The sequence below is a fragment of the Paracoccus methylovorus genome (assembly GCF_016919705.1).
GTDB classification, from domain to species: Bacteria; Pseudomonadota; Alphaproteobacteria; order Rhodobacterales; family Rhodobacteraceae; genus Paracoccus; species Paracoccus methylovorus.
On sequence record NZ_CP070371.1, the window covers coordinates 311,509 to 324,102 of the forward strand.

The window sequence follows — 12,594 nt, forward strand, 5'->3', positions numbered from 1 at the left end:
TGCGGTCCTTTCCCCGTGGTTGTGGGGAAAGCGAGAGCACGAGCCGGGGACCGGCGGCGCGGAATGGACCGGCGCGGAAATCGCCATGACCGCGCCGGTCCCATGTTTTGTGGGGTTTGAGGGCATTTTGGGGGGCGGCGCCGGAGGCGCGCGCGGCCGCTTCCGGGTCGGATCGGGGCGGGGTGCGCGCTTCGGTCGAATCAATCATGGCGTGTGCAAACGTCAGAGTTGCGCCGCTGAAGGGTCAGGCCTTTCAGAAACGCAACAAATCAGGAAATACCCGATGTCTTTACCGAAACGGGCGCTCTACAGCCTGCCCGAAGCTGCTGCGCGCTGGAGCTGTCAGACGGCCGATATTGCCGACTGGGCCTTTGCCGGCCATCTCGAGCTGATGATCGCCATCCCGCCCACGCTCATCGGCGGCGAAATCCTCTCCGATCTCGCGGTGATTGCGCCAGGCGATATTCTCGCGATGTTTCGCCGCAGCGGCACCGGCCCGTGCGAAGTGGCGATCCGCCGCGTCCGCCTGCCCGGCAGCGGTGAATGGAAGCACATCCATCCGCCAGATGCGGCGCTGGTAGTGACGCGCGACGACCTGATGATCACGGGGGATGCCGTGGCGCGATTTGAAGACCAGCACGGCATCTTCCGGCGGCCGAGAGCGGACTCGTCCAAGAGCTATGATTGGGAGGGCTTTTATGGTGCGATGGTGCTGCGCATCTTCCGTAGCGGCCTGCCCGAAAAGCAGGGCGATCTGATCGGTGAGATGCAGGACTGGTTCATCGCCACCAGCACGGATGGCGATGCGCCCGATGAAAGCACGATCCGCAAGCGGGTCAGCCCGATCTGGCGCCTGCTGCAAGCGGAGGCGTAACCTCCTCGGCCGGGGGGGCCGTATGGACCAGCCTCGGCCGTATGCGCATCATATCGGCCACCGCATCGACCCCGGCGCGCAGGGGCGAATCCATCAGATGGGCATAGCGCATCGTCGTGCTGGATTGCGAATGGCCCAGCAGTTTGCCGATCATCTCCAGCGAGGCGCCGCCGCTGACCAGAAGCGAGGCGAAGGTGTGGCGCAGATCGTGGATGCGCACGCCCGGCAACCCGGCCCGATCCTGAATGCCGATCCAGAAGCGGCGAATCTCCTGAACCGGCTGGTCCTTGCCCTCGACATCGCCCGGAAACAGCCAGTCGCAACCGACCGGCACGGCGGAAAGCCGGGTCCGCACCAACGCCGCCGTGTCTGCCGAGATCGGCACGCGGTGGATGCGACGCTGCTTGGTATTGGCAGCGGGCTTGACCCATGCCCCGCGTTCCAGATCGAAATGCTCGAAGCGCGCGGTCCTGACCTCGCCCAGCCGGGCCCCGGTCAGCATGCACATGCGGATGATGCTGGCGGCACGCTGGTCCTCGGCCCCGCCCAGCGCTTCGCTGAGCCGCGCGATCTCCTCCATGTCAAGGAAACGTTCGCGCTCGGTTTCGACCCGGCGGCGAAAGCCCACGGCCGGATTGTCGGGCCGCATCTTCCACGCGATGGCGAGGTTGAAGACCCGGCGCAGCATCTCGCCCGCGCGGTTGGCGCGCACCGGCGTGGGCTTGGGCGGCTTCAGCGGGGTGCGCCGCTTGGCTTTGGGCTTCTTCTTGGCTGGGCGCGATCGGCCCTCGGCGATCAGGTTCAGCACCCGTTCGACATCGGCGGCGTCGATATCGGCCACCAGCCGGTGCTTCCAATGCGGCACGATCAGCTTGTGCAGCATCGACGCCTGATCGGCGGCGTTGCGCGGCGCCAGATGGGCGGCGTGCTCGCGCAGATAGCGCGCCACCAGGTCGGGAAAGCGCGGCGCCTCGCGGACCTCCTCGCGCTCGGCCAGCGGATCCAGCCCGCCATCGACATCGCGGCGCAGCGCCTTGGCCCGCTCGCGCGCGGCGGTGACGTTCCATTCCGGCCAGCGCCCGATGGTCAGCCGCCGCTGCCGCCCGGCGGCGCGGTAGTCGAACATGAAGCTGCGCCCGCCCGAGGGGTAGATGCAGATCGACAGCCCCAGCACCTCGGTGTCGAAAATCTGCCACGCCTTCGGGCGCGTCTCACCCGCCCGGACCAGCTTCTCGGTCAATCTCTCTCTGTTTCGCAAGACCTGTCCCTCGTTTGACGATCCGACACATGCGTAGATGTGCCGCCTTATCAACGAGATGATTGCAGGACCGGAAAACAGGCGCGGACCGGCGCGGAAACGGCGCAAACCGCGCCGGTGGGGCGTTTGGTGGGGGCCGAGCATCACAAACGGTGTGTATTCCTGCCGGTTCTAGTTGATTGCAATGCAATCGGCCCATATTCTAAAGCCTATCCAGCAGGGAGACGCGTATGGCGAGCATCACGATCAGGAACCTCGACGACGGCATCAAGCGCCGCCTGCGGGTGCGCGCGGCCGAGCGTGGGCGTTCCATGGAGGAAGAGGCCCGCGAAATCCTGCGCGACGCGGTCGGCGACCAGCGCCCGCCGATGAACCTGGCGCAGCGCCTGCGCGCGCGCGTCGCCAGAACCGGCGGCGTCGATCTGGACATCCCTGCCCGCGACGCGATGCGCAGCCCGCCGACCTTCGATCAATGATCATCCTCGATACCAATGTCCTGTCGGAAATCCTGCGCCCGGCACCCGAGCCGCATGTCCTGGACTGGCTGGCGGCGCGGGACGGCACCACCATCTGGCTGACCGCCATCACCGAGGCCGAGTTGCGCCACGGCGTCGCCATCCTGCCCGAAGGCAAGCGTCGCGAGGGCCTGGCCGCCATGATCGACCAGATCATCCGCGAGGACTTCGCCGGCCGCATCCTGCCCTTCGATAGCCCGGCGGCCGAGGCTTTCGCCGCCATCGCCGCCGCGCGCCGTGCGATGGGGCGCCCGATCCTGCATGCCGATTGCCAGATCGCCGCCATCGCCCGCGCTCATGGCGCAATCGTCGCCACCCGCAACACCGCCGATTTCGCGGATTGCGGCATTGACCTGATCAACCCCTGGAACGCCTGAATGAACGCCGTCGAGATCGAAGAGGCCATTACCGCCCTTGCCGACCAGCCCTATGATGCGGCCGAATTCCCCTTTGCCTTCCTGCTGGCCTTCGGGAACAAGGACACCACCATCAAGCGCCTGCGCGCCGGCAGTTCCAACAAATCCGACCTTGGCGGCGTGCTGCAGGCCAACAACATCCACATCAAGACCTGCGCCGAGGGTCAGGCCAACGCCACCCTGGCCGCCTTGCGCGACAGCCCCGCCACCGCGCGGGCCAAGGCGAAGTTCATCCTCGCCACCGATGGCACTGAATTCCAGGCCGAAGACCTGACTTCGGGCGAGGCCATCATCTGCGCTTACGCCGATTTCCCGAACCATTTCGGTTTCTTCCTGCCGCTGGCGGGCATCACCACGGTGCGCGCGATCCGGGAAAGCGCCTTTGACATCCGCGCCACCAGCCGCCTCAACCGGCTTTATGTCGAGCTGCTGAAGGACAACCCCGACTGGGGCACCGCCGCGCGCCGCCACGACATGAACCAGTTCATGGCCCGGCTGATCTTCTGCTTCTTTGCCGAGGATACCGGGATTTTCAGCGGCGACGCGACTTTCACCCGCACCATTGACACCATGAGCGCGCGTGACAGCTCGAACACCCATGAGGTGATCGGCGCCCTGTTTCACGCCATGAACACCAGACCCGAGGATCGCACCGCCGAAGGCATCCCCCGCTGGGCCGATCCCTTCCCCTATGTGAATGGCGAACTGTTTTCCGGCACCACCGAAGCGCCCCGGTTCAGCAAGATCGCGCGCTCCTATCTGCTGACCATCGGGGGCTTGGACTGGACGCAGGTGAACCCGGATATTTTCGGCTCGATGATCCAGGCCGTCGCCGATGAGGATGAGCGTGGCGCCTTGGGCATGCACTACACCTCGGTGCCGAATATCCTCAAGGTGCTGAACCCGCTGTTTCTGGATGACCTGCGCGCGGCACTGGAAGAGGCACGTGACAACGGGCGCAAGCTGCTGAACCTGCGAAATCGCATGGCGCGGATCCGGGTGTTCGATCCGGCCTGCGGATCGGGCAACTTCCTTGTCATCGCCTACAAGGAATTGCGTGCGATCGAGGCGCAGATCAACGCGCGGCGGGGCGAGGCCGATCGGCGGTCCGAGATCACCCTGACCAATTTCCGCGGCATCGAGTTGAAGGATTTCCCCGCCACCATCGCGCGGCTGGCGCTGATCATCGCGGAATATCAATGCGATGTGCTGCACCGGGGCCAGCGCGAGGCGACGCGGGATTTCCTGCCGCTGGACAGCAAGAACTGGATCACCTGCGGCAATGCGCTGCGGCTGGACTGGCTGTCGATCTGCCCGCCGACCGGGACCGGGGTGAAACTGCGCGGCGATGACCTGTTTTCCACGCCGCTGGATCAGGCCGAGGTTGATTTCGAGAATGAGGGCGGCGAGACGTATATCTGCGGGAACCCGCCCTATCTGGGGTCAAAATGGCAATCGCTCGAACAAAAAGGCGATCTGAAGAATATATTTGACGGTCGCTGCAAGAATTGGAAGTCGCTGGACTATGTGGCAGGATGGTTCATGAAAGCAGCGGATTTCGGTAGCCATACCCCCGCCGCCGCAGCTTTCGTTTCAACAAATTCCATCTGCCAAGGGCAACAGGTGCCGATCCTCTGGCCGACAATATTCGGGACCGGGCATCATATCCTTTTTGCTCATACCAGCTTCAAATGGGCCAATCTTGCCAGTCACAATGCGGGCGTTACGGTTGTGATCGTCGGAATCACAAGTGGACCCAGCCCAATCCGCAGCTTGTTCTTGCTGAGTGACGATGGTGAGACGATCCGCCGAGAGACCGCGAACATCAACGCATATCTGGTTGCGGCCCCCAATGTCGAAGTGCAGGGAAAGTCTCGGCCCATGAGTGGACAGGCCGTCATGCAGTTCGGCAATCATCCCTACTACGGCGCGCCCCTCATCTTTTCTGTGGAGGAAGGCCGCAGGATCGTGGCGGGGTTTCCGCAAGCTGCGGACTTCATCCGGCCTCTTTATGGCTCACAGGAGTTCATCAATGCCGCGCCCCGTGCTTGCTTGTGGATCGCTGATGAGAACGCCGAGGCAGCAGCGGCCATTCCGCCGATTGCCGAGAGGCTGAAAGCAACCGCTGCAAGTCGGCGCGCGGCTATTCGGGACAAGGCAGCACAAAAGCTGGCGGAGACGCCCTATCGTTTCCGCGATCAGACGACCGCCGAGGGCCATGTTCTGGTTGTCCCGCGTGTAAGCTCTGAAAACAGGCCGTTCTTGCCGATCGGGTTACTGAACGCGGCCGCAATCATTCAAGATCAAGCCTTCGCCCTCTACGACGCCCCGCTCTGGAACATGGCCCTGATCGCCTCGCGCCTGCATCTGGTCTGGATCGCCACCGTCTGCGGCAAACTGGAAACCCGATACCGCTATTCAAACACCCTCGGCTGGAACACCTTCCCCGTCCCGCCGCTGACCGAAAAGCAGAAATCCGACCTCGTCGCCTGCGCCGTATCCATCCTTCTGGCGCGCGAGGCGCATTTCCCCGCCACCATCGCCGACCTCTACGACCCCGAAACCATGCCCGACAACCTCCGCGCCGCCCACGACCGCAACGACGAAACCCTTGAGCGCATCTACATCGGCCGCCGCTTCCGCAACGACACCGAACGGCTGGAAAAGCTGTTCGAGATGTACACGAAGATGACCAGCAAGAAGGTCGGAGATGCGCGTGCCTGAGTTCCACACATTCACCCTTGCAGCCGCAATAGAAGTTCTCGAGCGCGAATACGACACGCATGACCGCTTGGATACTTTGATTTTTGGTTGGGGGTGCTTGGACTACATCGGCGGGTCTACGATAAAGCGCAAGCTGCTGGAGCTAGCTCGTGTGGCTGAGAAACTTCATGTAACTGCGCGAACTGCTTCAGGTGACGTGCCCCTGCAGAGAGCGATTGTCGAAGAAGCAGTAAAAGTGCCAGAATATCATCGCTATGATCCGGCTTGGTTGAAATTGACGGCAGGATTGCGGTTCGACGGTTTTGAAATTGTCTCTGATCGAGTTCCAGACCCTAGCGGAAGGCAGTCGATCTTCGATAACGGCCCGCGAGAGATAAAAGTCGCGGTACTAAGGCGGATGCTGCCCGACGACCTGCCTGGCCTCGACTTTCGCGAAGCAGAAAGCGAGGTCGACAACCTGCTGCTGAAACACAAGCTGACGGTCGCCGCAGGGCATCTTAATCAGGCGACGTCGGCATTCCAACGCGGTGACTGGGCCGCCTCCAACGCGCAACTGCGGACATTCTACCAAGATCTGCTGGACCGCATTGCAGTCAAGCTGGGGTGTGATGAGTCAGAGCCTGACTTCAAGAAGCGTGACTATCTGGCGAGTGAAGGCTCTGGGCCGTTCCTTCTGGCGCATTACAACGAATGGGAAAATGATCGCGGCAAGCCAGCGTTTGTCCTGGGGCTTTGGGCGCGACTGCATCCCGAAGGAAGCCATCCGGGGCTGTCGGAAGAAGATGACTGCACGTTCCGCCTTCAAGTGACGCTGATCACGGCGCGTCTTTTCCTGCGGCGTCTTGACCAAAGGATTTCAGCGCAATGACGACGAGCGAAACAGATTTCTGGACGGACGAAACTTCGGTTCTGTTCACCTCGTTCTGGGGATGGACCCCGGAGACCTGGGGCACAGTCGGATGGTCTGGTGATCGGGGAAAGACGCGGCGCGCCAATCTGCTGAAAGGCCTGACTGATCCCTTCATCACAGTTTGCTACGTAACGAGCAACAAGACCTACATCGACCCGAAGCTGAAGGGGATGATCGCAGGTTTCATGCTGGTGACCCACGAGACGGGTGATCGGGATGAGTTCACGCACCCGATCCACCATGCACGAGATCCCGACCAGTGGCGACACTCGCTACGGGCCGTGCGCGCCTTCAGTTATCTGCCGGAATATCGGCTGCGGGCACAGGACGTGTTTCCTGAACTATCGCGGACTGCGCGGCACGTGTCGGCGATGGGCGAAGTCATTGCTGACAGCGCAGTGATCAACTTGCTGCGGCAGACCCCTTGGATAGAAGTTGCCGCATACTCCCCCGCAATCATGGATGTCTCGAACGCCAACGAAGAGGTCACGGCTGGTGGAGCGGTCCGCCCCGGACCCGACAACGAAGGTGGATATTCAGTTCCGCCAAGGTTTGGAAAGCTGGCTCGCGACCTCTATGTGCTGAAGCTGGAGGGCAATACGAATGCCTATCTCGGACGCTCTGCGGAAGGGCGCGCGATCTATAAAATTGGATTGTCAGCAAGCCCAGACATGCGCCGTCAGTTATTCCAGAAGTCGATGCCTCGAGGCGCGTTTCAATGGGTTACAGTGCGGACAAGCAGCGGATCCGGTTTTTCCGCCTTCAATTGCTTTGCCGATGCAGTTGCAGCTGAAAGCATAATCAAAAAGCAACTGGTCGAATGCGCTGAATGGCTGGGTGGAGAATTTTATCTGGCCAATGAAGATGATATTGAAACCGCGTGGCATGCTGCGCATGCGTCGGTGCATATTGGTGGCGGCAAGGTATAGATAATGCAGAAAAATAGCGTCCCGTCCGTCTCGGTCACCTATGCGCGGAACGGCAGTTCCAGCCGGCCCAATGAGTTGGGGATGCGCCCGATGCAGGAAAAGGCCTATGAGCGGCGCGGCGAGCAATATCTGCTGATCAAGTCGCCCCCGGCCTCGGGCAAAAGCCGGGCGCTGATGTTCATCGCGCTGGACAAGCTGCACAATCAGGGCCTGCGCAAGGCGATCATCGTCGTGCCGGAAAAGTCCATCGGTTCCAGCTTTGCCGATGAGCCGTTGACGCAGTTCGGCTTCTGGGCCGACTGGGTGGTGACGCCGAAGTGGAACCTGTGCAACGCACCGGGCGAGGACGGCGGCAAGGTCAGTTCGGTGCAGTCCTTCCTGGACAGCGATGACCGGGTGCTGGTCTGCACCCATGCGACCTTTCGCTTTGCCGTTGATCGCTTCGGGATCGAGGCGTTCGATGACTGCCTGATCGCGGTGGATGAATTCCACCACGTCTCGGCCAACCCCGACAACAAGCTGGGCGCGCATCTGGCCGCGTTCATCGCCCGCGACAAGGTGCATGTCGTCGCCATGACCGGTTCCTATTTCCGGGGCGATGCCGAGGCGGTTCTGATGCCCGAGGATGAGGCGAAGTTTGAGCCCGTCACCTATACTTACTACGAGCAGCTGAACGGCTATCGCTATCTGAAAAAGCTGGATATCGGCTATTATTTCTACAGCGGCTCTTATGCCGACGACATCGTGAAGGTGCTGGACCCGACTGAAAAGACGATTGTCCACATCCCCTCGGTCAATTCGCGCGAAAGCACCAAGGACAAGATCAAGGAGGTCGAGCACATCATCGAGGCGCTTGGCGAATGGCAGGGCACCGATCCCGCGACCGGGTTCCAGCTGGTGAAAACCCCCGAGGGACGCGTGCTGCGCATCGCCGATCTGGTTGATGATGAGGCTGTGAAGCGCGACAGGGTTTCGGCCGCGCTGAAAGACCCAGGCCAGAAGATGAACCGCGATCACGTCGATATCATCATTGCGCTGGGCATGGCGAAGGAAGGGTTCGACTGGATCTGGTGCGAGCACGCGCTGACAGTCGGCTATCGCTCCAGCCTGACCGAGATCGTGCAGATCATAGGCCGCGCCACCCGCGATGCCGAGGGCAAGACCCGCGCACGCTTCACCAACCTGATCGCGGAACCTGACGCATCAGAAGAGGCCGTGCGCGAGGCCGTCAACGACACGCTGAAGGCCATCGCGGCCAGCCTGCTGATGGAACAGGTGTTGACGCCCCGCTTCAACTTCACCCCGAAGGCCAGGGCGGGGGGGCCGGTCGAGGGCTTCGATTATGGCGCGGGTGGCTATGACCCGGACAAGTGCAATATCGGCTTCAACGAGGTGCAGGGGCAGTTCCAGATCGAGATCAAGGGGCTTGCGCCGCCGAAAAGCAAGGAGGCCGAGCGGATCGTCAGTCAGGACCTGAATGAAGTCATCACAGCCTTTGTCCAGGACAAGACCGCCATCGAGCGTGGCATGTTCGATGTGGAGCTGGTGCCAGAGGAGCTGACACAGGTTCGGCTGGGCAAGATCATCCGGGACAAATACCCCGAACTTGACACCGAGGATCAGGAGGCTGTGCGACAACACGCCATCGCGGCGCTGAACCTGACCCAGCAGGCCAAGGCGGCGATTACCGAAGCGGGGGTTGAGGGTGGCGGCAGCACGGCCTTTGTCGATGGGGTGCGTCGGTTCGCGATGAGTGTGACCGAACTGGACATCGACCTTATTGACCGGATCAATCCCTTTGCCGAGGCCTATGCGATCCTGTCGAAGACAATGGACGAGGCCAGCCTGAAACAGGTCGCTGCCGTCATCAATGCCCGCAAGGTGCAACTGACACCCGAGGACGCGCGCGATCTGGCGAAGCGGGCGCTTAAGTTCAAGCAGGATCGCGGGCGGTTGCCTGACCTCATATCTGCCGATCCATGGGAAAGGCTTATGGCGGAAGGGGTCGCTTTTCTGACCCGGATGAAGCAAGAGCAGAAGAATGGCTAAGACATTCACCGACGAAGACGATGCGCTGCTGGCCGAGCTGGGTGTCGAGGTCGAGACCAAGCCCGCCGCCGCTCGCACAGCGCGCGAAGAGCGCATCATTGCGGGGTTCGAGGAAATCCAGCGTTTCGTCGATAACCATGGTCGAGCACCGCGCCACGGTGAGGAAGGGGATATTTTTGAACGGCTGTATGCCGTTCGGCTCGATCGGCTTCGGGAACAGGCCGATTGTCGTCAGCTATGCCTTCCGCTTGATCATCAGGGCCTGTTCGACGCCGGTTCCGCGAACCTGGCAGGCATCGAAGAAGACCTGGACGATGACGCGCTTCTTGCCGAACTGGGCGTCGAGGCGAACATGCCGGCGATTACCGACCTCCGCCATGTCCGATCCAGCGCCGAACGCAAGGCAGCCGAAGACATTGCCAATCGCGAAGCCTGTGCCGATTTCGCGACGTTCGAACCGCTGTTTGAACAGGTGCAGCGCGACCTCGACAATGGCATGCGCGAAACCCGACCCTTTGAGTTGAAGGCCGAGATCGAACCGGGTCGCTTTTTCATCGTGGGCGGCCAAAAAGCCTATGTTGCCGAGAAGGGCGAACTGACGCTGACAGATCAGGGTCGCACCGACGCCCGCCTGCGCGTGATTTTCGACAATGGCACGGAAAGCAACATGCTGATGCGCTCGCTCCAGCGCGCACTGAACAAGGACGACGCCGGGCGCCGGATCACCGATCCGGTGGCAGGCCCGCTATTTTCGGGTGAGGCCGCGACAGACGATCAGGCCAGCGGCACGATCTATGTCCTGCGCAGCAAGTCGGACCATCCCATGGTCGCGGCAAACCGTGACCTGGTGCACAAGATCGGTGTGACCAGCAACGACGTTCAGCAGCGCATCAAGGGCGCCCGCCTGCAAACCACGTTTCTTATGGCGGATGTCGAGCTGGTCGCGACCTACAAGCTCTACAACATTTCCCGCTCGAAGCTTGAAACGCTGATCCACCGCATATTCGGTGCTGTGCGCCTGGACGTTCAGATTCAGGACCGCTTCGGGCGACCGGTTGTTCCCGAGGAATGGTTCATGGTCCCATTCTTCGTCATCGACGAGGCGGTCGAGAAGATCAAGGACGGGACGATAACGCGCTATGTCTACGACCCGCAAAAAGCGTCACTGGTCGAGCGCGGGGCTGGTTGAGGCCCTTGTTTTGACTCAACACTGACTCAACAGCCGAACGCCCTTTGAGCACCCTTTTCGCGCGGGGAATGCGTGTGAAAGTCGGCAAAAGCAGGAAAGAAATTTCGCGATAACAAAGGGATATACTGTAACCAGTTGTTTTTCAAGAAATGCCGCTTTTCCCGAGGTATAGCCTCATAACCTGAAGGCCGCAGGTTCAAATCCTGCCCCCGCAACCAAAAAATCTAACCTTTCCAAATGGTTAGAATCCGACAAAAACACTTGTGTATAGACACCGGCGTTTTACCTCAACGCCACCTCAACGTTTGACGAGTCCCCACTGAAAAGCGGGGGCTTTTCGCGTTTTCGGGGCGCGCGAACGCGCTTTGACGGAAAATCCCCACGCAAGTGATCCACATCAAGGTGCCGAGCACTGGCTTATGCGCAAATGCGCAAAAGCTGAGGTGTAACGATGATCCTACCCGTCTTGGCGGCGCTCGCTGAACCAACCAGACTTTCCGCTATGCGGATCCTTCACGACGGTTCGGAGCATTGCGTCTGCGAGCTGATGGGCAAGCTGGGCGCGACACAAAGCCGGATGTCACGGCACATGCAGGTGCTGAAGCAAGCCGGGCTGGTGGTAGACAGGCGCGATGCGCAATGGGTGCGCTACCGGATCAGGACAGACCTGCCGACGCATCTGAAGGCCCTGCTCACTGCTGCCTTGGTCGAAGAAAAGGTGATGGCGTGAACGTCTTCGCTTGGATGAACGATCAGCTTTTGCGGATGCAGTGGCTGTCCGACCTTGTGACGGCCGGGGTGCAGGCGGTGGGGCTGGACCCGGCCTCTCGCATTGGCGGCTCGGTGCAGTTCTTTGTCTACGATGTGATCAAGATCTTCATTCTGCTGTCAGTCCTGATCTTTGTCATCTCCTACGTGCAAAGCTATTTCCCGCCCGAACGCACGCGACGCATCCTCGGTGGGCGGTCGGGGATCGGCGCAAACATCCTTGGCGCACTTCTGGGCACCATCACGCCGTTCTGCTCGTGCTCGTCTATCCCGCTGTTCATCGGCTTTACCGCTGCCGGTTTGCCGCTGGGGGTGACGTTCTCATTCCTGATATCCTCGCCGCTGGTGGACATGGCCTCGGTCATCCTGCTGGCGTCAATCTTCAGCTGGCCCATCGCGCTGGCCTATGTCGGGGTCGGCCTCTTGGTGGCGATCATCGGCGGCACGATCATCGGCAAGCTGGGGATGGAGGATCAGGTCGCCGCCTTCGTGCGCAACGTGCCAGTCACGGATGCGGATGAGACGTTGAGCCGGGCCGAGCGCGTGGTATTCGCCCGCGACCAGGTTCTCGATATCATCCACAAGGTCTGGCCCTATGTGCTGATCGGGGTCGGCATTGGTGCGGCCATCCACAACTGGGTTCCAGCGGAAACCATCAGTGCGCTGCTGGGACAAGACAAATGGTGGGCGGTGCCGGTCGCCACGCTGATAGGCATCCCGATGTACGCCGACATCTTCGGCACCCTGCCGATAGCCGAAGCGCTGGTGGGCAAGGGCGTTGGCCTTGGCACCGTGCTGGCCTTCATGATGGCCGTGACGGCGCTTTCACTGCCCTCGCTGATCATGCTCAAACGCGTGGTCAAGCTGCCGTTGCTGGCCACGTTCACCGGCGTGGTGACCGTTGGCATCCTGACCATCGGCTTCACCTTCAACGCAATCACCCACTGGTTCATCTGAAAGGA

At 61.3% G+C, this 12,594-nt stretch carries 11 protein-coding genes; 10 read left to right on the forward strand and 1 reads right to left on the reverse strand.

Annotation, left to right across the window (positions count from 1 at the left end):
* Window positions 1-85 precede the first annotated feature (85 nt).
* The gene (locus tag JWJ88_RS14700; RefSeq protein ID WP_205296523.1) at window positions 86-874 is read left to right on the forward strand and encodes a hypothetical protein; all 789 of its coding nucleotides are present in this window, start codon (window positions 86-88) and stop codon (window positions 872-874) included.
* Here JWJ88_RS14700 and JWJ88_RS14705 read toward each other — a convergent pair.
* On the reverse strand, window positions 837-2,132 hold the full coding sequence (locus JWJ88_RS14705) for a tyrosine-type recombinase/integrase (RefSeq protein WP_205296524.1): 1,296 nt from the start codon (window positions 2,130-2,132) through the stop codon (window positions 837-839). The genes JWJ88_RS14700 and JWJ88_RS14705 overlap by 38 nt on opposite strands.
* Before the next feature lie 230 nt (window positions 2,133-2,362).
* Between JWJ88_RS14705 and JWJ88_RS14710 the strand changes: the two genes are divergently transcribed.
* The 9 genes from JWJ88_RS14710 to JWJ88_RS14750 all read left to right on the forward strand — a co-directional run bounded on the left by JWJ88_RS14710 (window position 2,363) and on the right by JWJ88_RS14750 (window position 12,589).
* Window positions 2,363-2,608, forward strand: a complete 246-nt coding sequence (locus JWJ88_RS14710) for a FitA-like ribbon-helix-helix domain-containing protein (RefSeq protein ID WP_205296525.1) — start codon at window positions 2,363-2,365, stop codon at window positions 2,606-2,608.
* Complete coding sequence (locus tag JWJ88_RS14715) at window positions 2,605-3,024, forward strand: type II toxin-antitoxin system VapC family toxin (protein ID WP_205296526.1); 420 nt, start codon at window positions 2,605-2,607, stop codon at window positions 3,022-3,024. The genes JWJ88_RS14710 and JWJ88_RS14715 overlap by 4 nt, the downstream gene beginning before the upstream one ends.
* Entirely contained in the window at window positions 3,025-5,787 is a 2,763-nt protein-coding gene (locus JWJ88_RS14720) for a class I SAM-dependent DNA methyltransferase (protein ID WP_205296527.1), read from the forward strand.
* Window positions 5,774-6,655 carry a hypothetical protein gene (locus JWJ88_RS14725; protein ID WP_205296528.1) on the forward strand — a complete coding sequence of 294 codons (882 nt, stop codon included), beginning with the start codon at window positions 5,774-5,776 and terminating at the stop codon, window positions 6,653-6,655. Before JWJ88_RS14720 ends, JWJ88_RS14725 begins: the two co-directional genes overlap by 14 nt.
* Window positions 6,652-7,626, forward strand: coding sequence for a hypothetical protein (locus tag JWJ88_RS14730; protein WP_205296529.1), 975 nt, complete (start codon window positions 6,652-6,654; stop codon window positions 7,624-7,626). The genes JWJ88_RS14725 and JWJ88_RS14730 overlap by 4 nt, the downstream gene beginning before the upstream one ends.
* Before the next feature lie 3 nt (window positions 7,627-7,629).
* A complete protein-coding gene (locus JWJ88_RS14735; RefSeq protein WP_205296530.1) occupies window positions 7,630-9,675 on the forward strand; it encodes a DEAD/DEAH box helicase family protein in 2,046 nt (681 codons plus the stop codon).
* Window positions 9,668-10,864, forward strand: coding sequence for a GIY-YIG nuclease family protein (locus JWJ88_RS14740; RefSeq protein ID WP_205296531.1), 1,197 nt, complete (start codon window positions 9,668-9,670; stop codon window positions 10,862-10,864). Before JWJ88_RS14735 ends, JWJ88_RS14740 begins: the two co-directional genes overlap by 8 nt.
* A 451-nt stretch (window positions 10,865-11,315) precedes the next feature.
* Window positions 11,316-11,594, forward strand: a complete 279-nt coding sequence (locus tag JWJ88_RS14745) for an ArsR/SmtB family transcription factor (protein WP_205296532.1) — start codon at window positions 11,316-11,318, stop codon at window positions 11,592-11,594.
* Window positions 11,591-12,589 carry a permease gene (locus tag JWJ88_RS14750; protein WP_240200336.1) on the forward strand — a complete coding sequence of 333 codons (999 nt, stop codon included), beginning with the start codon at window positions 11,591-11,593 and terminating at the stop codon, window positions 12,587-12,589. The genes JWJ88_RS14745 and JWJ88_RS14750 overlap by 4 nt, the downstream gene beginning before the upstream one ends.
* Window positions 12,590-12,594 lie beyond the last annotated feature (5 nt).